At 63.6% G+C, this 21,423-nt stretch carries 20 protein-coding genes; 4 read left to right on the top strand and 16 right to left on the bottom strand.

Annotation, left to right across the window (positions count from 1 at the left end; translation table 11 throughout):
* Window positions 1-12: 12 nt before the first annotated feature.
* The 6 genes from WDS16_RS23055 to WDS16_RS23030 form a co-directional block, all read right to left on the bottom strand.
* A complete protein-coding gene (locus WDS16_RS23055; RefSeq protein WP_338888025.1) occupies window positions 13-450 on the bottom strand; it encodes a hypothetical protein in 438 nt (145 codons plus the stop codon).
* Between the two features lie 57 nt (window positions 451-507).
* A complete protein-coding gene (locus tag WDS16_RS23050; protein ID WP_338888024.1) occupies window positions 508-1,149 on the bottom strand; it encodes a LysE family translocator in 642 nt (213 codons plus the stop codon).
* A 65-nt stretch (window positions 1,150-1,214) separates the two neighbouring features.
* Window positions 1,215-1,814 (bottom strand): DUF937 domain-containing protein, encoded by a 600-nt coding sequence (locus tag WDS16_RS23045; protein ID WP_338888023.1) that lies wholly within the window; start codon window positions 1,812-1,814, stop codon window positions 1,215-1,217.
* Between the two features lie 46 nt (window positions 1,815-1,860).
* A complete protein-coding gene (locus WDS16_RS23040) occupies window positions 1,861-2,349 on the bottom strand; it encodes a GDSL-type esterase/lipase family protein (protein WP_338888021.1) in 489 nt (162 codons plus the stop codon).
* Window positions 2,349-3,413, bottom strand: a complete 1,065-nt coding sequence (locus WDS16_RS23035; RefSeq protein WP_338885902.1) for an IS630 family transposase — start codon at window positions 3,411-3,413, stop codon at window positions 2,349-2,351. The genes WDS16_RS23040 and WDS16_RS23035 overlap by 1 nt, the downstream gene beginning before the upstream one ends.
* Before the next feature lie 35 nt (window positions 3,414-3,448).
* Window positions 3,449-3,838, bottom strand: a complete 390-nt coding sequence (locus tag WDS16_RS23030) for a GDSL-type esterase/lipase family protein (RefSeq protein WP_338888019.1) — start codon at window positions 3,836-3,838, stop codon at window positions 3,449-3,451.
* A 314-nt stretch (window positions 3,839-4,152) separates the two neighbouring features.
* Here WDS16_RS23030 and WDS16_RS23025 point away from each other — a divergent pair, with 314 nt between their 5' ends.
* Window positions 4,153-5,793: an alpha/beta hydrolase gene (locus tag WDS16_RS23025; RefSeq protein ID WP_338888017.1), complete on the top strand. Its 1,641-nt coding sequence runs from the start codon at window positions 4,153-4,155 to the stop codon at window positions 5,791-5,793.
* An 89-nt stretch (window positions 5,794-5,882) separates the two neighbouring features.
* Here the strand turns inward: WDS16_RS23025 and WDS16_RS23020 are convergent, their stop codons facing one another.
* The 3 genes from WDS16_RS23020 to WDS16_RS23010 all read right to left on the bottom strand — a co-directional run bounded on the left by WDS16_RS23020 (window position 5,883) and on the right by WDS16_RS23010 (window position 7,860).
* Complete coding sequence (locus tag WDS16_RS23020; protein WP_338888015.1) at window positions 5,883-6,158, bottom strand: hypothetical protein; 276 nt, start codon at window positions 6,156-6,158, stop codon at window positions 5,883-5,885.
* Window positions 6,159-6,267: 109 nt separating this feature from the next.
* Entirely contained in the window at window positions 6,268-7,176 is a 909-nt protein-coding gene (locus WDS16_RS23015) for a transketolase (RefSeq protein ID WP_338888014.1), read from the bottom strand.
* An 18-nt stretch (window positions 7,177-7,194) separates the two neighbouring features.
* Window positions 7,195-7,860 carry a thiamine pyrophosphate-dependent enzyme gene (locus tag WDS16_RS23010; protein ID WP_338888013.1) on the bottom strand — a complete coding sequence of 222 codons (666 nt, stop codon included), beginning with the start codon at window positions 7,858-7,860 and terminating at the stop codon, window positions 7,195-7,197.
* A 113-nt stretch (window positions 7,861-7,973) separates the two neighbouring features.
* Between WDS16_RS23010 and WDS16_RS23005 the strand changes: the two genes are divergently transcribed.
* Window positions 7,974-8,927, top strand: coding sequence for an NAD(P)/FAD-dependent oxidoreductase (locus WDS16_RS23005; protein ID WP_338888012.1), 954 nt, complete (start codon window positions 7,974-7,976; stop codon window positions 8,925-8,927).
* Window positions 8,928-8,977: 50 nt separating this feature from the next.
* On the opposite strand, the gene WDS16_RS23000 is transcribed toward WDS16_RS23005, so the two are convergent.
* Entirely contained in the window at window positions 8,978-9,406 is a 429-nt protein-coding gene (locus WDS16_RS23000; protein ID WP_422395704.1) for a DUF6069 family protein, read from the bottom strand.
* A gap of 164 nt (window positions 9,407-9,570) precedes the next feature.
* Here WDS16_RS23000 and WDS16_RS22995 point away from each other — a divergent pair, with 164 nt between their 5' ends.
* Both WDS16_RS22995 and ggt read left to right on the top strand, forming a co-directional pair.
* Entirely contained in the window at window positions 9,571-11,811 is a 2,241-nt protein-coding gene (locus WDS16_RS22995) for a putative bifunctional diguanylate cyclase/phosphodiesterase (protein WP_338888010.1), read from the top strand.
* A gap of 15 nt (window positions 11,812-11,826) precedes the next feature.
* The gene (gene ggt, locus WDS16_RS22990; protein WP_338888007.1) at window positions 11,827-13,743 is read left to right on the top strand and encodes a gamma-glutamyltransferase; all 1,917 of its coding nucleotides are present in this window, start codon (window positions 11,827-11,829) and stop codon (window positions 13,741-13,743) included.
* Here ggt and WDS16_RS22985 read toward each other — a convergent pair whose 3' ends face one another.
* Genes WDS16_RS22985 through WDS16_RS22960 form a run of 6 tightly spaced genes read right to left on the bottom strand, consistent with a single transcriptional unit; the run spans window position 13,744 to window position 21,313 of the window.
* On the bottom strand, window positions 13,744-14,430 hold the full coding sequence (locus tag WDS16_RS22985; protein WP_338888006.1) for a response regulator: 687 nt from the start codon (window positions 14,428-14,430) through the stop codon (window positions 13,744-13,746). It abuts the gene before it with no gap.
* A complete protein-coding gene (locus WDS16_RS22980; RefSeq protein ID WP_338888004.1) occupies window positions 14,427-16,898 on the bottom strand; it encodes a sensor histidine kinase KdpD in 2,472 nt (823 codons plus the stop codon). The genes WDS16_RS22985 and WDS16_RS22980 overlap by 4 nt, the downstream gene beginning before the upstream one ends.
* A 6-nt stretch (window positions 16,899-16,904) precedes the next feature.
* Window positions 16,905-17,549 (bottom strand): potassium-transporting ATPase subunit C, encoded by a 645-nt coding sequence (locus WDS16_RS22975; protein ID WP_338888002.1) that lies wholly within the window; start codon window positions 17,547-17,549, stop codon window positions 16,905-16,907.
* Window position 17,550: 1 nt separating this feature from the next.
* On the bottom strand, window positions 17,551-19,563 hold the full coding sequence (kdpB, locus tag WDS16_RS22970; RefSeq protein WP_338888000.1) for a potassium-transporting ATPase subunit KdpB: 2,013 nt from the start codon (window positions 19,561-19,563) through the stop codon (window positions 17,551-17,553).
* A complete protein-coding gene (kdpA, locus tag WDS16_RS22965) occupies window positions 19,560-21,230 on the bottom strand; it encodes a potassium-transporting ATPase subunit KdpA (protein ID WP_338887999.1) in 1,671 nt (556 codons plus the stop codon). Before kdpA ends, kdpB begins: the two co-directional genes overlap by 4 nt.
* A complete protein-coding gene (locus tag WDS16_RS22960) occupies window positions 21,230-21,313 on the bottom strand; it encodes a potassium-transporting ATPase subunit F (protein ID WP_082897646.1) in 84 nt (27 codons plus the stop codon). The genes kdpA and WDS16_RS22960 overlap by 1 nt, the downstream gene beginning before the upstream one ends.
* Window positions 21,314-21,423 lie beyond the last annotated feature (110 nt).

Below are 21,423 nucleotides of genomic sequence, written 5' to 3'. Positions count from 1 at the left end.
TGGCGCTTGGAGCTACTGGTGCTTGATACCGTCGATCCACGAACGCGGATCGTTCACGTACCAAGCTGCAGAGTCGCCACCGAATCCCACCCGGAGCAGATCCTGGCCGACGGACTTGCCGGCGTGCGATCGAACGATATCCACCAACTCGATTGACGCCAAGGGTATTTCGAGAGGACGCGTCGAACCGATCCGACGAAACCACAACACGTGCTCGGTGAGAACAAGGGCGCCGTTGCCGCGGACCTGCCGCCCACCCTTCGATGCGAGGCCGAAGAAGTTCGCGGCTGGGTCGGATCGAACGATGTCCTTGTCGGCGAAGTTCTCGGCTATCATCCGCCCGGACGACAGAGTGACCCGACGCAGCACTGTCCGCGTCACGAACAGGATCGCCGCAACGAGGGCGACGACACCGACAACCACGATCAAGATGACAATCGCGACATTCATCGGCTCAGGATAGGACAGCCGGATCGGTACGTCCACGGGTCAAGTAGAAGTGACGTTTCACGCAGGAACAGGGCGGCTTCCGTCGGTCGCGAGCCGAACAGCAAGTAGACCCAGCACCGTTCCCATGACGTATCGCTGCACTCTGATCCAGCTCGGCCGCACGGCGAGAAACTGTGCGATGGAGCCTGAACCCAGCACTATCAGCGCATTGATGCTCACCGCGACGGCAATCTGCACGCCACCGAGCACAAGACCCTGCACCAACACCGAACCTGCTGCGGGATCGACGAACTGGGGAATGATCGAGATGTACATGACGGCCATCTTGGGGTTCAGCAGGTTCGTCAACAGTCCCATCGTGAACAGCCGACGATTCGAATCCTGCTGCAAGCCGGTGACTTCGAATACCGTCGTCGAACCTCGAACCGCCGAGATCGCCAACCACATCAGGTAACACGCGCCGGCGATCTTGATCACGAGATACAGCGTCGGGACGGCCGCGAACAACGCCGCCAGGCCGTGGTTGGTTGCAATGACGTACACAACCAACCCCAGCGCGACGCCTCCGAGCGACACCAGTCCGGCGGCTCGTCCCTGAGAGATGCTGCGGGAGACGAGGTACACCATGTTCGGTCCGGGAGTCAGCACCATCGCCAACGCGACCGCGAACACACCGGCAATTGCAGTCGTGGACACCATGCGAACAAGACTGGCACCGATACCGATGGTTGTATCGGTCCAGTTCCGCGATCCTGGCTACCCGCCTACTTCTTGCCGCCGCCGAGGAGCCCGCCGAGCAGGTCGCCGAGACCGCCTCCCGAACCACCGGACCCACCGCCGAGGATTCCACCCAGAACGCCGCCTAGCCCACCCGAGCCACCGGATCCGCCGCTGCCGAGCACGCTGCCCAGTAGATCTCCGAGCCCGCCTCCGGACGCCTGTGCACCTGCCTCTTGCCCACCTCCGGTGAACCTCTTCGCCAAGTACGCCAACACGATCGGCGCCAGAATGGGCAGAACCTTGGCGACGAGCCCACTGTCCGCGCCACCGCTGATACCACCGAGCGCGCTCGCTACATCGGTCTTCTTGTCTCCGAACACATTCGACACGATCTTCTCGCCGTCGGCCTCGTCGACCTGATCGATGTCGATGCCACCGTCCAGCAATGACGATGAACTATGCTGCTGCAGAGCATTTTCCAGAGATGCGGCTCCGGCGGGGTCCTGTGCGTTGGCCTCGAGCCCGCCGACGAGTGTCGGCAGTGCTCGGGTGACGGCGGACCGGGCCGTCTCTTCGTCCACACCGAGCTTGGACGCTATCTGGCCAATCGGAATCTGTGCGAGAAGTTCGTCGAGCGATGCCATGACAAGACCACCTACCGAGTGAGTGTGCGCCCCCCGTTGGGCGCAGTCAGCTCAGACTAAGCGAATCAGCGACAACCTGGGCGAATGCGGCCATTCCGGCAGCAGTGGGATGCAACGGCGCAGCCGGGTTGGCCGGAATCACACCTTCGAGGTACCTCTCGTCGGGTGCAGCACACGCGTCGTGGCCGATACTGACCGGCCGCACGTCGACGAATCGTGCGCCGTGGTCTTCGGCTTGTTGCGCCAGGGCGTCGTTCAGCCGATCTACGCTGGCCTGAAGGTAGTCGGCGTCGCGGGCCCACACGGGCTGAGTTCCGTAGCAGCCGCCAGGCCGTACGTAGGTGCCGTACCCGACCACCACTATCTCCGCATTGGGCGCCCGACCAGCGACGGCGTCGAGAACCTGCCCCCAATTCGGTGCCGCCTCCGCTATCGCGTCGCCGATGACATCGGTTCCGCCCGCGGTCAGTGCGTCGGCGCAGGAACTTCCCGATGGTTCCGGCGAGAAGTTGACACATCCGCGTGCCGAGGACACTAGTGGCTCGTGTTTGAAGTCGTTTTACGGGTCGCTTTCTTGAGGATTTCCTCCGGGGTTTTGGTCCAGACGAATGGTGTGGCGCGGGTGTTCCAGCCGTTGATGAACGCACGGATTTTCGATGTCAGATCGGTGACGGAGGTGAAGACGCCGCGGCCGAGTGCTTGACGTTGGATGACCCCGAACCACACTTCGACGAGATTGAGCCACGACGCTGATGTCGGAGTGAAATGGACTGCGATGCGGGGGTTCTCGGCTAGCCAGGCTTTGACTTCGGGGGTCTTGTGGGTGGCGTAATTGTCGGCGATCAGGTGCAGCTCCTGGCTGGGGTAGGCCCGTGCGACCTGTTTGAGGAACGCCAGGTATTCGGTACTGCGGTGGCGCGGTTTGCAGGAGGCGGTGACCTTGCCGGTGGCGATATCGAGTGCTGCGAACAGTGTTGTGGTGCCATGTCGTTTGTAGTCGTGGGTGTGCCTCTCGACCGAACCGGGCTGCATCGGGAGCATCGGTTGGGTGCGGTCGAGGGCCTGGATCTGGGACTTTTCGTCCAGTGACAATACGATCGCGTTCTCGGGTGGATCGAGGTACAGACCGACGACATCGTGGACCTTGGCGACGAGCTCCGGGTCGGTGGAATATTTGAACGTCTCCGCCCGCCACGGCTGCACACCGTACTCACGCCAAGCGTTGGCTACAGCGTAGAAACTTATCCCGAGATGGTCGGCTAGCAACCTCGAACTCCAATGTGTGACACCGAGTTTCTTCGGTGGCGGCATCAACGTCGCTGTCACGATCGCCGAGTGATCGAGCGTCCGCGGCCGGCCCGATCGATGCAGGTCCGACAGGCCGTCGATGCCTCGTTCGCCGTACCGTCCACGCCAGGTGATCACCGTCGGACGCGAAACGCCGCACCTGCGTGCGATCTCCGAATTCGACACCCCATCGGCGGCGAGCAACACGATCCTCGCCCGCAACGCCAACCCTGCAGGCGCGGTCGGTGCCCGCAAGATCGCTTCGAGCTTGTCCCTGTCGCCGTCGATCAACCCGAGAGGTGCGATTCGCATCCCTCATTTTCGCATCCCGACACTGTCAAACCAATTCAAACACGCGACACTAGATCGACGTCGTTGCCACCGATGGTCATGGTCACCAGATCCGTCTCCTCGGACAACGCATCGATCTGCAGCGGAATCGGCCCACTGTTGGTCGACTGCGCCTCGGCTGCGATGTTCTCCGAGCGCGCACCCGAGCACGACACGTCGACGAAGGATCGCGCCCCGATCAACCCGGCCAGGACGTGCGGATAGTTCGAATCCGACTGCAAGCACCCAGCCGTTCCCGTCGACTGCGGAATAAGCGGTCCCGAGGCGCCCGAATCACCGAGGGCGACGTAGTCGAGAGCCGGGGCGGGCTCCGCATCCTGCCCGGAATCGGTAGAGCAAGAAACAAGTGCCGCCACACACAGGAGACCTAGCAACGCGCGGCGCATGCATCCGACGCTACCCGCGCCTGGCACCATTCACAGGTACCCGACAGGTACTACGCCCTGTCGGTCGTCCTGAACTGACGGTAGCCTCGATCGGGTTCACCGTGCATACGAAAAAGGGATGACTCATGCTTACCAACTTCATCAATCAGATCCTCGGCGGCGTCGGAAGTGTCTCCGCTGGAAGCAGTGGCTTCGAACTGCAGCCGGGAACTCTGCCCTTCGGCCTCTGATCGGCCCGACTGGCATCGAAGGGTGACGAGTTCCCGGTCGTCATTCAGCAGGCTCCGGGGGCTCGTCACCTCTAACATATGACGATGCACACGCTGCGACGGTTCTCCGCACGCCTCGAGCCAGCGGCGTTGTTCTTCGCAATTGTCTTCTTCGCGTTCTCGATGACGCCATCCTTGTTGCCCAGAGCGTGGTACCTGCAGGGCGTCGCCACCGGCATCAGTGTCGCAACCGGCTACGGTCTCGGTTGCCTCATCGTGTGGATCGGACACGCGTGCGGAATACGTCCCGCCTGGTCGGACGTGAGCAAGCGCTACGGCTGGTGGGCCCTCGCCGGCACCGCCATCGTCGTCATCCCGCTGTTCCTGATTCTCGGCTCGTGGTGGCAGCAGATCGTGCGGAAGCTGGTGGAAGTCGAGTACGAGGGCGGCGGCCGACTCCTCTACGTTGCGGTTCTTCTCGTTGCACTCGTCGTGGCCGTTCTACTGCTGTTCATCGCCCGCGGATTGCGTTGGTGCGCTAGAAGCCTAGCCACGCTCTGCACGCGATTCGTACCGGTTCCGATCGCCAAGGGCATCGGGGTCGCGGTCGTCGCCGTACTCACCCTGTTCCTACTCAACGGCGCAGTGAACAACGTACTGATCGCGGCGATCGCAAGCTCGTCCGAGCTCGCCGACAAAGGCAGCCATCCGGGCGTCGAACAGCCCAGCGCACCCGAGAATTCCGGGTCCGAAGAATCGTACGAGGACTGGGATTCATTGGGCATGGAGGGCCGCCGCTTCGTCTCCTCGGGCCCGACGGCCGAGGAGATCGAGAACTTCACCGGGACAGCGGCATTGACGCCGATTCGTGCATATGTCGGCGCGGCCGACGCGGATTCCATCGATGAAGCTGCCGATCGTGTTGTGGCCGAACTGGAACGAACCGGTGCTTTCGATCGGGCCGTACTGGCTGTGGCCACGACGACCGGGCGCGGTTGGGTCAACGAATCGGTCGCCGGCCCGCTCGAATACATGTACGGCGGCGACACTGCCATCGCATCGATGCAGTACTCGTTCCTGCCGAGCCCGATAGCCTTTCTGGCCGATCGAGATTCACCTCGTGAGGCCGGACGAGCTTTGTTCGAGCGAGTGTACGACGCGGTGCAAGAACTGCCCGAGGAGTCCCGTCCGAAGCTCGTGACATTCGGCGAGAGCCTCGGCGCCTACGGCGGACAGGACGCGTTCGGCGGGGCACGGGACATGGCCGCACGAACCGATGGCGCTCTGTGGGTGGGCAATCCCAATTTCACCAAGCAGTGGTCCGAGATCACCGCCGATCGTGACGCCGGATCACGCGAGATACTGCCGGTGGTCGACGACGGGCGCTACGTACGCTTCGCGGGTCGGCCCGACGAGCTCGAGATCGGCACGCCCTGGTCAGAACCCCGTCTTGTGTACTGGCAGCACGCCTCGGATCCGATTACGTGGTGGTCGCCCAATCTGGTTCTGCATCAACCGGACTGGTTGCGTGAGGAACGCGGAATCGACGTCGATCCAGGGGTCCGCTGGTTCCCGTTCGTGACATTCTGGCAGACGACCTTCGACATGGTGTTTTCCACCGACGTGCCGCAGGGCTACGGGCACAACTACGGCGAGGACTCCGTCGACCTGTGGGCCGAAATCCTCCAACCCGAGGGGTGGACAGAATCCGACACCGAGCGCCTGCGGGAAATCATCGCCCGCTGATCGACGGCGTTTCGGTTACCCCCGGGTGGGTATGGCCACGTCATGACCGATACGCAGCCAGACCCACACACCGAAGACACCGGCAAGAATCAGGAAGGCGCCGAGGCTGACGTGCAGTCCGACCCTGCAGAGGGGGAGGAGTCCGCCACGACTTTGACAGCGGTCGACCGGCGCTCGAACCAATCACCGTCGAGAATGAACTCGACACGCAGATCACCGAGCCAGTCGATATCGACGACCACGCCCACGGTGCCGATCGGCACGCCGCTGCACAAGGCACGCTTTCCGAGGTGTCGCGATGCCGCTACGACATCGCCGAGTCGAAGCGGTCGTTCGTTTCGGATGCCGCGTGATGCTGAATTCATGTTCCCCCGCCCGTGTCGTGCTTCCCGGTGACCAGTGAACACCGGCTGCGCGCGGCCTTCAAGTCGCCCACGGTTCGCTGACCAGGAGTTTCCACGGCGCGCAGATTGATCAATACCGCAAATCGGACGCATCGCCGAAGAATGCGTCGAACGACGAACTGATTCCCCGAACATCGAGTCCGTGGGCGTTTTCGTGTTCTTTCGGGGTGCCGTACTTGCGTAGCTCGTGGTGCCCGACGCCGAGCCCGATCACCCGATGCCGAACGTCGGACAAAGCGTCGGTGACGTAGGGAATCGACGTACCGGACAGGTAGGGCTCGACGATCACGACGTCGGGAGTCGTCAAGGTCTCCCGGAGGGTGTGCGCGTCGAACGGCCTGATCCGCTCCGCATACAGCACGGTGACATCGCGCCCCTCCGCGGCAGCAAGTACGGCGTCGGCCGTCGGACCGACCGTGATGACTGTACCGAGATTGCCGGACCGCAGCACCGTGAAACCTGGGCCATCCGCGTATCGGTGCCGATTGGACTTTCCGTCGAGCCGAATGTAGACCCGATCGTCTCCTCGAACTGCTTCTCGCAGTGCGTGTTCCGCCTCATCGGCGTGCCCGGGAACGTGAACGGCCCACTCGTCCAGCGTGTCGAGCAGCGCCACGTCGCGGTGGCCGAAATGGGTTTCGCCGCCCGCCGCCATGGAGTACGAGCCACCAGAACTGACGAGTATGCCGCCGACGCCTTGATGCCCGAAATCCAGCTTCACCTGCTCGAACGGCCGCTCGATCAAGAACGGAGCGAAGGTGTGGACAATTGGGCGCATCCCGGCCAGTGCCAGTCCGCTCGCGAACGAGACGAGCAACTGCTCGCGAATCCCGACGTTGACAACCCTCGCTCGGATGCGTTCGCCGATATGCGGTTCCAGGTATCCGACGCCGATCTCGGCCAGCACCAAGGCGAGCCGACCGTCCTGCTCGAGTAGCTCCGGCGCCACCCGATAGAAGCGCTCACGCTGATCGATCATGGCTAGTTGTCCTTTCTCCTAGACGTGTGCGACGACGACATGCGGAGTATCGGGTGTCCCCGACTCGAATGCCGCACGCAGAGCGTCGTGGTCACGTCCGTCGACATCGGTCGATGTCCAACCTTCGATGTCGAAGCGCGAATGGATACCGCCCGGCCATCCAAGACCGGCGGATTCGTTGTCGATGACGACGACGGTGAGATTGCCGAGTCCCGCCCTACCTGCGTACTGGATCGCTTCGATGTTGCTGCCCTCGTCCAGTTCCGCGTCGCCGACGAGAACGACGACGCGGGCAGCCCGACGCTGGAGCTTCAGTGCGGTCGCCGTGCCCGTCGCGATCGGAAGTCCGTGCCCAAGCGAGCCGGAGGAGATCTCGACACCGGGCACCAGCGTGCGGTCCGGGTGATACCCGAGTGGGGAATCGAACTCACCGAAGGTATCGAGCAGATCGATACCGATGAACCCGTGCGCAGCCAGAACCGCGTAGTAGGCCATCGGGCCGTGCCCCTTCGATACGAGAAATCTGTCGCGATCGGGGTCCTCGGGTCGCGCAGGATCGGTGCGCAGGACGTGGTGGTAGAGAACCCAGATCACGTCGAGTGTGGAAGTCGCACTTGCGTCGTGCTTCTCGTCTCCGGTCATGCGAGTCATCAGAGCGGGGAGATCGTCGTACGTCGGTGTCATGGATCTACCGTGCAACCTCGAGTTATCTTCAGATCAAGCATCAAGAAACACAGAGTTTGCTATTTCGGCAATTATTCTTGCCGCATTCGCCGCGAGCGGCCATAGTGGCTCCCATGACATCGAAGCAGCCTTACGACGTACTCATCATCGGCGGCGGAGCCGCCGGCCTCTCAGCGGCGGTGACGCTGGCACGCGCCCGTCGTCGTGTACTCGTCGTCGACGCGGGAAGTCCGCGTAATTTGCCTGCCGCACATGCCCACAACTATTTGGGTGCGGAAGGGATCTCACCCCTCGAACTGGTGAAGCGCGGACGCACGGAAGCACTCGGGTACGGCGCCGAATTCCGTGATGGATCCGTACAGTCCGTCACCGGCAACATCGGGGAGTTCACCGCCCACCTCGCCGACGGCACGTCGATCTCGGGCCGTCGACTACTCGTCACGACCGGCTTGACCGACGAGCTACCTGATATCCCCGGCGTAGCCGAGCGATGGGGCAGAGACGTGCTGCACTGCCCGTTCTGCCACGGCTGGGAAGTGCGTGAAGACCGCGTCGGAATCATCGGCAGCACGTTCGGCGTACACCAGGCCCTGATGTGGCGGCAGTGGACGGACCGGGTCGTGCTGTTCGTCCAGGACTTCGAACCGACCGACGAGGACTACGAGAAGCTGGCCGCTCGCGAGATCAGCGTCGTCACCGGCACGGTGAGCGAATTGGTCGTCACCGACGACACGCTCGTCGGCGTGAAACTGACGTCGGGGACAACCGTCGAGATCGATGCGGTCGTCGTGAAGCCCAACTTCGCCGCCAACGCGTCGCTTCTTCTCGGACTCGGACTCGAGGTCACCGACGTCATGATGGGCGAATACTCGATGGGAAGCGCACTGGCTGCGGACCCGACCGGTGCCACCTCCGTCGCCGGCGTCTTCGCGGCCGGCAACGTCGTGGGAATCACAGAGAACTTGATCGGCTCAGCCGCGGCCGGCTCCAAGGTAGGCGGCGCAGTCAACGGCAGTCTCATAGAGGAGGACGTCAGGCTCGCGGTCGACGCGCGGGCCGCAGTCTGACCTCACGCCTCGAACTGCGCGAGATTTCTCCACGGAAGATACCGGCGTAGCTAGTGCGCCGCGCCGCGCCGCATCGACTCCAACCCGACCGGGACCACAACGGCGATGACCACGTGCATGAGCGCAAGTGTCACGGTGCTGGCGGCGTCGAAATCTGCGTCGACAGTCATCGCGATAGTCCCCAACGGTGCGAGAACTCCGACAACCTGCGCAATCCTGATCACGCCGAGCCAACGAAGCGAGATCAATGCTGCGAGCCCCATGCCGACGACGATCGGGACGACGGTCAGCATCACCACGCCACCGGGCGCGACTGCCATCGTCGTTCCGGCATCGGTCAGCTCGAACGATCCGCCGGCGCCGAGGCCGATGAGCCACAGAACAAGGTTGGCGAGCAGCGACGCGCCTGTCGAAAATAGGACAGCACGCAGGCGGGTAGAGGCAGGTATGCCCATTCTCGTAGTGGCTGAAATTGTCATGACGAACTCCTGTCGATGAGAGCCTCCGAAAGATCTTGTCGACGTTTCGACCTGGCGAATCCGGGAAAATCATCGCGACGGCACGCGCGCGGTCGGAGGGTCCTACAGTAATCTCCACGCTAGAGTCGATTCGTGAATTACAACACCAGTTGAGGGGGCCTTCGATGAGTACGAAGGCTCACCCATTGCAGCGCCTGCTCGCTCCGGCGCCCAAGTTGGTCGGCCTCGGATCGGTACTTCTCGCGTCGAGTGTCGTCTTCTACGTGGGAAGTGCGTCCATCCGCTCGGCCGTGCTCGGCACGTTCGCACTCGGATCGATAGTCGCGATCAGTGTGGGGATCCGCCGATACAAACCCTCCGACTCGACGTCCTGGTGGTGCCTCTTCGCGGCCGCCGCTCTGTTCCTCGTCGGTGTCGGACTGCGCGGCGATCCCAGCGTCCATCCCCTCGGCGTCACCACTCTGTCGAATGCGTTCATGCTGTCCGGCTACGTGCTCATCGGCACCGCCCTGGCACGGTGGATACTCGAGCGCCGCTCACGCGACGACATCACACCGTTGATCGACGCCGGCCTGATTGCGCTCGGAGCCCTGTTCCTGTCCTGGGTGCTGCTCATCTCGCCGCTGCTGGAATCCGAGATCGACACGGCCACCGCTGTGCTGAACGGCATCTACCCGGCTATCGACGCCGGCATGATCACGCTGGCCGCGTACCTTCTCATGTCCTCGAGACGCGGCAACACCTCGCTACGGCTGCTTCTGCTGGCGTTGTTGGCCGTCTTGGCCGGCGACATCGCCTACGCACACTTTCTCTCCCGCGGCTCACCGTCGTCGCCGGGTCTGCTCGATGGCATCTACCTGTTCGGGTACGCGTCCCTGGCGCTCGCGGCTCTGGACCCACAGATGGCGACGATGTCGCAGCGTCAACGCGCAGCACCACGCCAACGCCGCCGCACCACGTTTCTGATCGTCATGCTGTCCGTGTCCGCGGCGATACCTGTCCTCGGAACCGCCGTGTCCACGCCCGACCTGGTCGTACGGTCCACGCTGCTCTCGGCCATCCTCATCGGCAGCTTTCTTCGTGGCGAACGCGCCATGAGCCTGATGGAACGCAGCGAGGACGATGCCCGCTATCGAGCCGCTCACGACCCTCTCACCGGACTTCCCAATCGAACGATGCTCGACGACCAGTTCACCCGACTCGGCGCGATGGACAAACCGGGCCGCATCTTCATCCTGTTCGTCGACCTCGACAACTTCAAGATGGTCAACGATTCGTACGGCCATCGCGTCGGCGACGAGATGATCGCGGCGACAGCACACCGGATCCGCGCGACCGTACGCTCGTCGGACACGGTCGTCCGTTACGCAGGCGACGAGTTCATCGTCATCGGCCGCTGCACACGTCCCGAGATGGAGTCACTGGCTCGGTCTCTGATCGATCGAATAGCAGAACCGTTCGTCCTCAGTGCAGCCATCGCCTACATCACCGCGTCCATCGGAATCGCTGCCACCACCCACCGCGCTCACGAACTGGACGATCTCATCCGCGAGGCGGACACCGCGATGTACCACGCCAAATCGCAAGGTGCCTCACGGATCGCATTCTTCGACGAGTCCCTCCGCGCAGCATCGACGGCTGCCATCGAAACGGCCACCGCACTCCGCGGTGCCGTCCGACGCGGCGAGCTCGAAGTCCACTACCAGCCGATCGTGATGACCTCGACCCGCAAGACCGTCGTCTACGAGGCGCTCGTGCGATGGCGCCACGGCGGCAGACTGCGCGGACCCGGCGACTTCATCGGGATCGCGGAATCGACCGATCTCATCGGCGAAATCGGCGAAGAGGTTCTTCGCACGGCCCTGACCGATTTGGCCGTGCTGCGTGCGGAGGGCCAGGACGTGACCATGTCGGTCAACATTTCACCTGTGCAGCTCCGCAACGACTCACTACCGGGAATCGTGGGAAAGCTCCTCGAGGAACTCGGACTCAAGGGTTCCGATCTGGCGCTCGAAGTCACCGAGACTGCGCTCATCGACGACGTGTACGCCGCCAAAGCCATTCTCGACCGGCTCGCCGCAATGGACGTCCTGATCGTCCTGGACGATTTCGGTGTCGGCTACTCCTCGCTGAGTCGCCTCCGCGAACTCCCGATCGGGCTGCTCAAGATCGACCGCTCGTTCATTGCCGAAATCGGCACCACGAACAGCGGCGGGTCGCTGGTATCGGCGATCGCTGCCATGGCGCGCGCGCTACCGGTCTCCATCGTCGCAGAGGGCGTCGAGACCGAACAGCAGGCACGCGCAATCGAGGCCCTTCACTGCCGCTTCGCGCAGGGCTATCTGTACGGACGGCCTGCGCCGCTGCAACACTGGCTGAAGCAGAGCGCCACAACAGCCTCCTGAGATAGCGTCGGGACGGTGCATAGGATCAGATCGACAGCCGTTGCCTGCGTGCTGGCACTTGTCCCCATCACAGCGTGCGGATCTGCGCAGGACGACATCGACGCAGCGTCGTGTTCCTCTGCGGGCACCAGTGCCACCGCCACACCCGCCACATCCGCGGCGACCTCGTCGACAGAGGTAGACATCGGCACGAACCCCGAAATTGCCACGGGCTACCGCTCGGGCATGGAGCCCGTGGACACATCGGAGTTCATGGTCTCGACGGCCAATCCGTTGTCCACCGAAGCTGCCTGCGAGGTGCTCAGAGACGGCGGAACAGCGGCCGATGCCCTGATCGCGGCACAGACGGTGCTCGGTTTGGTGGAACCGCAATCCTCCGGAATCGGCGGCGGCGCGTTCCTCCTCTACTACGACGCAGAATCTGGGGACGTACAGGCATACGACGGGCGCGAGGTCGCCCCTGCCGCGGCGACCGGTGACTACCTGCGCTACATCGACGACGCCGATCGCACTGTGCCACAGCCTGATGCACGATCGAGCGGCCGATCCATCGGAGTCCCCGGCGTTCTCCGCATGCTGGAGCAAGCCCACACCGATCACGGCAAGCAAGAATGGGCGCAATTGTTCGAACCCGGGATGGCCCTTGCCGACAACGGTTTCGAGATAAGCCCTCGCATGGCCCGATCCATTGCCGATTCGGCACCGAAGCTCGCGCTCGATCCGGAGTCGAAAGACTACTTCCTCGCGCCGGACGGCACCGGCAAGGCCGCAGGCACGGTTCTGACCAACCCAGCGATGTCGAAAACGTTGTCCACCATCGCTACAGGCGGTGCCGACGCGTTCTACACCGGTGACATCGCTCGAGCGATCGTGGACAGTGTCGCCGACACCACCGGAGGTCGAACTCCTGGGCTGCTGACCACCGAAGACCTGTCAGCGTACGAATCCAAGTCCCGCACTGCCGTCTGTACCGACTACCGTGGCCGTGACATCTGCGGCATGCCTGGACCCTCGTCGGGTGGCATCGCAGTTGCGTCGGCGATGGGGATCCTGTCCAACTTCGATTTGGAACCGTACGCCCCGACAGGAATGGACGCCGACGGCGGTATTCCTACCGCAGAAGGGGTACATCTGATCTCCGAGGCCGAGCGACTCGCGTACGCCGACCGTGACTTCTACGTCGCGGATCCCGATTTCGTTCCGCTGCCGGGGGGTTCACCCGATGCATTGCTCGACCCGGCGTATCTCTCCGAACGCGCATCGCTCATCGACCCGCAACGCAGCATGGGAACAGCACAGCACGGCGACTTCGGCCCGGTCCAGTTCGCGTCCTCGTCCGAACGAGAACACGGAACCAGCCACATCTCAGTCGTCGACAGCTACGGAAACGCGGCGTCGATGACCACCACGGTCGAGTCGGCGTTCGGATCCTTCCACATGGTGGACGGTTTCCTGCTGAACAACCAGCTGACCGACTTTTCGGCCGAGCCCGCTGCCCCGGACGGCACTCCGCTCGCGAACCGGGTCGAGCCGAACAAGCGTCCGCGAAGTTCGATGGCGCCGACGTTGGTTTTCGACAGAAACTCCGACGGTGGCCGCGAACTCGCCCTCGTCGCCGGATCACCCGGAGGATCGGTCATCATCCAATTCGTCGTCAAGACCTTGGTAGGCGTTCTCGATTGGGGAATGAATCCGCAGCAGGCCGTGTCCATGGTCGACTTCGGCGCTGCGAACTCACCGAGCACCAACTACGGCGGCGAGCACCCGAACGTCTCGGGCCCCGACGACCCCGTTGTCCGCCAACTCGAGCAGTGGGGCCACCAAGTCTCGACTGCGGACCAGTCGAGCGGCCTGAGTGCGGTGCAACGCACGGACAACGGTTGGACAGGCGGTGCCGACCCCCGCCGGGAAGGCGTCGTACTCGGTGGGTAGTCACACCAGTCGATAACCCATGCCGGTTTCGGTCAGTAGATGCCGGGGATGCGACGGGTCGTCCTCGAGCTTCTGCCGTAGTTGGCCGAGGTAGATTCGCAGGTAGTGGGTTTCACGCTCATGCCGGGGACCCCAGACCGTCTGCAGTATCTCTTTCTGCGACACCAGTTTTCCGCGGTTGCGCGCCAACAGCTCGAGCACTCCCCACTCGGTGCGGGTGAGATGAACGGTCGCACCGCCTCGGGTGACCGTCTTCGCCGCGAGATCGACGATGAACGAATCCGTCACCACCACAGCATCTTCCACCGCGCGAGGCCCACGTCGCAGGGCTGCGCGCAGACGAGCGAGCAACGCGTCCATTTCGAACGGCTTGGTCACGAAGTCGTCCGCGCCCGCATCGAGCGCCTCGACGGTGTCCGCCGAATCGGTTCGCGCCGACAGTACGACGATGGGAATGTCGGTCCACCCGCGCAACCCGCCGATGACGTCGATCCCGTCGAAATCGGGCAGGCCGAGGTCGAGTAGGACTATCTCGGGATGAAAGTTCGCCGCCACACGCAGCGCTTCCGATCCCGACGCCGCAGTCGCCACGTCGTACCCGCGGACTTTCAGGTTGATCCGCAGGGCCCGGATGATCTGGGGTTCGTCGTCGACGACGAGGATTCTGATTCGTGCAGTCTCACTCATGGTGCGGCCTGCAGGTCCACGGTGATCGTCAGTCCGCCGCCGGGTGTATCCGACGCGTCGACCCCGCCACCCATGGCTTCGACGAATCCGCGGACGACGGACAGTCCCAGCCCTACCCCGACGGTGGTGTTGCGGTCGCCGAGTCGCTGGAAGGCGTCGAACATCGTCTTCTCGGATCCCCGTGGAATTCCGGGCCCACTGTCTGCCACGGTGATCGACGCTCGGTCTCCGAGTACCGTTGCACCGATCCTGATCGTGCTTCCGGCTGCGTGCCGAACGCTGTTGTCCACCAGATTCGCGAGTACACGCTCGAGCAGTCCGGCATCGGCAAGCACTTGTGTGTCTCCGACGTCGACGTGCACGGTCCCGGCCGACCCTGCCGTACCGATCGACGCTGCCGTACCGATCAGCGCGCGCTGGACGGCATCCTCGACGTACACCGGGGCGAGTGCGGGGCGAACGACCCCGGCCTGCAGACGAGACGAATCGAGTAGATTGCCGACCAGCGAGGTCAACTGATCCGCCGACTCGTCGATGGTGGCGAGCAGTTCGGCGGTGTCCTCGGCGGAGAACTCGACGTCGGTGCTGCGCAACGACGAAGATGCTGCTTTGACGGCCGCGAGGGGAGTTCGCAGATCGTGACTGACGGCGGACAACAGCGCTCGTCGGAGCACGTCCGCCTCGGCGAGTACGGTGGCGCGACTGGCTTCCTCGCTCAATCGAGCTTGACGGACCAGTCCTGCCGCTTGATTCGCAACGGCTGCAAGCACCCGCCGATCACGTGCGCGGGTCCGGGGGCCGACGAGCAGCATCGTGAAATCCCCTCCTGGAGCTTCTATCCGGGTATCTGCCTCCGTTGCCGACTTCTCGCCGACTGCTCCGACGGTCACACCGGTGGATTCCTCGACGAGCAGCACCGCGCGCTGCCCGTAGGTTTCGCGCACTTTCTCCAACAGGGCATCAAGATCGGCGCCTCGCAAGACCGATCCGGCGAACAGGGTCAGCAGTTCGGCTTCCCGGGACGCGTACCTGGCTTCGCGTGTGCGGCTGGCGGCGGCATCGACCAATCCCGCCACCGCCACTGCCACGAGCAACAGTACGACGGTGACGACGAAGTTCTCGGGTTCGGCGACGGTGAGGCTGTAACGCGGCGCGGTGAAGAAAAAGTTCAGCAAGAACCCGGCGATCAGCGCCGACAGTGCCGCGGGTGCAACGCCACCGAGCAGTGCGACGCACAGCACGACCATGAAGAACAGTGCACTTTCTCCGGTGGAGTCGAGCCGCGAATCCAGAACGGTCAACAGGCCCGTCGCCACACACGGCACAAGGATCGCAGCGATCCACGACAACACGCGTCGACTTCCACGACCGACCTGTAGTCGCCAACCGCGCGCACGCTCGTCGTGGGTCACCATGTGAACGTCGATCTTGCCCGAATTCTGCACCACCGCGGCGCCGATGCCTTCGTCCAGGATTCGTGCGGCACGCGAGCGCCGTGAGGTCCCGATCACCAACTGCGTCGCGTTGGCACCGCGGGCGAACTCCAGAAGAGTTGTCGGCACGTCCTCGCCGACCACGCTGTGCATGCTTGCCCCGAGCGCAGCCGCCAACGTGCGGACCGCGCCCATCTGTGGAGCCGACACCCCGGAGAGTCCATCGCCCCGGACCACGTGCAGCACCATCAGTTCCGCACTCGACCGCGACGCGATCCGACTGGCTCGCCGTACCAACGTCTCCGATTCCGGTCCACCGGTGACCGCGACCAGGACCCGTTCACGAGCCTCCCAGGTATCGGTGATGCGATTGTCGTTGCGGTACTTCACGAGTGCGGCATCGACCTGGTCCGCGGTCCAGAGCAGAGCAAGCTCGCGTAGTGCGGTCAAGTTTCCGAGTCGGAAGTAGTTGCTCAGAGCCGCATCGACCTTGTCGGCCGCGTAGATGTTCCCGTGGCTCATCCTGCGACGCAGAGCCTCCGGCGTCACATCGACGAGCTCCACCTGCGCGGCTCCGCGAACCACACTGTCCGGGACTGTTTCTCGTTGAGTGGCGCCGGTGATCTGCCGAACCACGTCGTTCAGGGATTCGAGATGCTGGACGTTGACGGTGGACACGACGTCGATACCCGCATCGAGCAACTCCATCACGTCCTGCCAACGCTTGACGTGCCGTGACCCAGGCGTGTTCGTGTGGGCAAGCTCGTCGACGAGAACCAGGTCCGGTTTCCTGGCCAGCACTGCCTCGACGTTCAGCTCCGGAACCACCACACCCCGGTAGGCGATCTCGAGCGGGGCGACCATCTCGATTCCAACGAGCGCTGCCGCAGTGCGATCCCGGCCGTGCGTTTCGACGACTGCCGCAACCACGTCGCACCCACGCCCCATGCGTCGATGCGCTTCGTTCAGCATCGCCAACGTCTTCCCGACGCCCGGAGCCGCGCCTAGGTAGATTCGCAGCTCACCTGGCTCCACTGTCGGTTATCCCTCTCCGCTCGCGCACGACGGGGCAGTCGACCCGAGCGCCACGTTCAGCTCCGGCACAGCAACAGCCGCTGCCCCGAGTACACCGTACTGCCGACCGTGCGTGTGTTCGCGGACGAGCGCCTTCACGTCGTCCTCGGTCAGTCCGTTGACCCGCGCGACCCGCGCGACCTGAATTGCGGCATATTCCTCGCTGATGTTCGGATCGATACCCGATCCCGATCCGGTCACCGCATCGGCGGGAACCTGCTCGGGGTCCACCGACTCCCGTTCGGCGATGGCCGCGCGGCGCTGCTCTACGAACTTCGCGAGCAGTTCACTGTTCGGGCCCTGATTCGTCGGTAGCGCGGCACTCGGGTCACCCGGGGCGAACGCGTCCTCGTCGGCAACCGACCCAGTGGTGCGGGTATGGAAGTACGGGTCCGGTTCACCCGGCGCCACCTGCGGGTCGACGCCGATCAGCGAGCTCCCGACGACACATCCGTTGCTGTCGCGCAACGGCGAGCCTTCTGCCGAGGATGTGTCGAGCCTGCTGACAACCCAGACCGTCGCGGGATAGGCAACTCCGAGGAGTGCAGTGAACACGGCCAGAACTGCGAAACCTGCCAGTGTCTGACGAAGGAAACTACGGAACAATCGCATGTCAGCCGATCCCTGGGACGAGTCGAACGAGTTGGTCGATGAGCCAGATCCCGAGGAACGGCGTCACGACGCCGCCGACCCCGTAGATCAGCAGGTTGCGTCGAAGTAGCGCCGACGCCGATGCCGCGCGATAGCGGACACCCTTCAGCGCCAGCGGTATCAGCGCAACGATGACGAGTGCATTGAAGATGACCGCGGACAGGATCGCCGACTCCGGCGTCGCAAGCCGCATGATGTTCAACGCGTCGAGCTGTGGGTAGAGGGGCGCGAACATCGCTGGCAGGATCGCGAAGTACTTCGCCAAGTCGTTGGCCAGTGAGAAGGTCGTCAGCGCTCCTCGGGTGATGAGGAGCTGCTTGCCGATCTCGACGATCTCGATGAGTTTGGTGGGATCGGAGTCCAGATCGACCATGTTCCCCGCCTCCTTGGCGGCGGACGTGCCGGTGTTCATCGCGACGCCGACGTCGGCCTGCGCGAGCGCTGGGGCGTCGTTGGTGCCATCTCCGGTCATCGCGACGAGTCGACCGCCGTCCTGCTCCCTCCTGATCAGCTCGAGCTTGTCCTCCGGCGTCGCCTCGGCGAGAAAGTCGTCGACCCCTGCCTCGGTGGCGATTGCTTTGGCCGTCAAGGGATTGTCACCGGTCACCATGATGGTTCTGATTCCCATGGCCCGTAGCTGCCCGAACCGTTCGGCAATCCCCGGCTTCACCACGTCCGATAGTTCGACGACGCCGAGCGCCCTTGCGGTGCCGCCCCGGGCTTCGGCAACGACGAGGGGTGTACCTCCTGCCTGGGCGATGTCGTGGACCGAACTGTCGAGTACATGGTCCACGGAACCTCCGTACGAGCGAACCCACTGAGCGACCGAGTCGGAGGCACCCTTTCGGATACTCCTGCCGTCGATGTCGATGCCGCTCATTCGTGTCTGGGCGGTGAACGCGACGAACTCTCCCGCACGTTCGGAGTCGTCGGCCGTATCGATCAGTCCGAAATCACGGCAGCACAATTCGACGATGCTGCGGCCCTCTGGAGTGCCGTCGGCGAGCGAGGACAACCGAGCTGCCACTGCCAGCTGTTCGGCGTCGATTCCCGGCGCGGGATGCAGACCCGTTGCACGACGGTTTCCGAAGGTGATCGTTCCGGTCTTGTCCATCAGCAACGTGTCGATATCGCCGGCAGCCTCGACGGCTCGACCCGACATCGCCAGCACGTTCCGCTGCACCAATCGGTCCATTCCGGCAATGCCGATGGCGGACAACAGCGCGCCGATGGTGGTCGGAATCAAGCACACCAGAAGAGCGATCAGGCGGATCGGGTTCTGCGAGTCACCGGCGTAGACGCTCATCGGCCCGATCGCGACGACGGCCAGAAGGAACACGATCGTCAACGACGCAAGGAGGATATTGAGCGCGATCTCATTGGGCGTCTTCTGTCTGCTCGCACCCTCGACGAGTCCGATCATCCTGTCCACGAACGTCTCTCCCTGCGCGGCGGTGATCCGAACGACGATCTCGTCGGAGAGCACCGTGGTTCCGCCGGTGACTGCCGATCTGTCGCCGCCGGATTCCCGCACCACCGGAGCCGATTCGCCGGTGATCGCCGATTCGTCGACGGAGGCGATTCCTTCGATCACATCTCCGTCTCCCGGGATCACCTCACCGGCCGACACGATCACCTCGTCGCCGACCGAGAGCTCTGCCCCACGAACCTCGGTCACGACGCCGTCGGAATTTCGGCGTCGAGCCGAACTGTCCTGCTTTACCTTTCGCAGGCTCGCAGCCTGTGCCTTGCCTCGCCCTTCGGCCACCGACTCGGCCAGGTTGGCAAAGAGCACCGTGAACCACAGCCAGCCCGCCGTCGCCCAGGCGAACGCCGTCGGTTCCATGGCTGCGAGCACGGTGGTGACGATCGAACCTACGAACACGATGAACATGACGGGATTCCGTGCGAGGTGGCGAGGGTCCAGCTTTCGGAATGCGCCGACTACAACGTCAGCGGTCAACAATCCGGTCATCGAAGAGCCTCCGCGATAGGGCCGAGCGCGAGCGCCGGGAAGAAGGTCAAGGCCGAGACGAGAACAACTGTGCCCAGCAATAATCCGCCGAACAAGGGCCCAGTGGTGGGGAGGGTTCCGACGTCGGCCGAGGTGCGCTTGGACTTGACCAGCGAACCTGCGAGCGCGAGCACGAACACGATCGGAAGAAAGCGACCGAGGAGCATTGCCAGTCCCAGTGATATCTGGAACCAGCCACTCGTCACCGTCAGACCGCCGAACGCACTGCCGTTGTTGTTGGACGCGGACGCATACGCGTAGAGCACCTCGGTGAAACCGTGGATCGCCCCTGCAGAGCCAGGATCACCGGAATTGCCTTGAAAACCTTGCGTTGAGTCGAGAATGACGGTGATCGACGTGCCGAGGAGTACCAGCGCCGGCATGACCAGCACGGACAGTGCGGCCATCGTGATCTCACGACGACCGAGCTTCTTGCCCAGGAACTCCGGGGTTCGCCCGACGAGCAGGCCGCCGACGAAGACCGCAATGATCGCCAGCACCAACAAGCCGTACAACCCACTTCCCACTCCACCCGGTGCGATCTCGCCGAGCAGCATGTTCAGCAGCACCGCGCCGCCACCGAGCGAGGACATACTGTCGTGAGCGGAATTGACTGCACCGGTAGATGTTCCGGTCGTCGACACCGCGAACAACGCGGAACCGGGAATCCCGAACCGAACTTCCTTGCCCTCCATCATGGCGCCTGCAGCCTGCGCCGCGACACCACGCGCACCCGACTCGGCGGCGAGCGTGACGGCGAGAATCCCGCCCCACAGCACCGCCATGACAGCCAGTAGCGTCAGCCCCTGCTTCCGGTTGCCGACCATCGTCCCGAACGTCCTGGTGAGTGCGACGGGAATCAGCAGCAGCGAAATGATCTGCACGACGTTGGTCAGCGGAGTGGGGTTCTCGAACGGATGCGCGGAGTTGGCGCCCAGGATGCCGCCACCGTTGGTGCCGATAACCTTGATCGACTCCTGCGACGCGACGGGAGCCAGTGCATTCTTGACGGTAGTTCCGTCGACTCCGGTGGAGACGAATCCGGTCAAGAACGACTGAACCACCCCTTGAGTCAACATGATCAGAGCGACCAGCACGGACAGCGGCAGCAGAATTCGCAACGTGCCCCGCGTCAGGTCGACCCAGAAGTTGCCGATCTCACCGCGCGAGCGGACCCGTACGAACCCTCGAACGAGTGCAACGGCGACGGCCATTCCGACCGCAGCCGACAGGAAGTTCTGCACGGCAAGTCCGAGCGGTTGCGTCAGGTTCGACATGGTCGTCTCTGGAACGTAGGACTGCCAGTTGGTGTTGGTGACGAACGACGCGGCGGTGTTGAACGCCACGAGCGGACTCACCCCCGCTAGTCCACCGTTCAGCGGCAGCACCCCTTGGATGCGTTGCAGGACGTAGAGCACGATCAGGCTCGCGGCGGAGAATCCCAGCAGGCTCGTGGCGTAGCCCACCCAGGTCTGCTCGGCCTTCGGATCGATGCGGCACAGTCGATAGAGCACCGACTCGACGCGGTCATGATGTGGGGCGTCGTACACCCTGGCCATGTAGTCACCCAGCGGCACATACGCAGCGGCGAGCACTGCGATCACGATGGGGATTTCGAGGCCGCCCATCAGAATTTCTCGGGATCGAGCAGCGCCACGAGAAGGTAGATCACGGCCAGTGCGGCCAGACCTACGAGCACGATTTCAGTCATCGGACAAGCATCGGCTCTCGTCCCCGCCCCGGACGGGTTCCTTACGTAGCGCTTACGCCGTCAGCAGCGGTTCTTGATGAAATCCTTACACTCGGGGTCATGTCACAGAC

This window comes from Rhodococcus sovatensis, from assembly GCF_037327425.1.
Classification (GTDB): domain Bacteria; phylum Actinomycetota; class Actinomycetes; order Mycobacteriales; family Mycobacteriaceae; genus Rhodococcoides; species Rhodococcoides sovatense.
The sequence above is the reverse complement of the archived record's forward strand: the minus strand, read 5'-3'. Positions and strand labels throughout refer to the sequence as shown.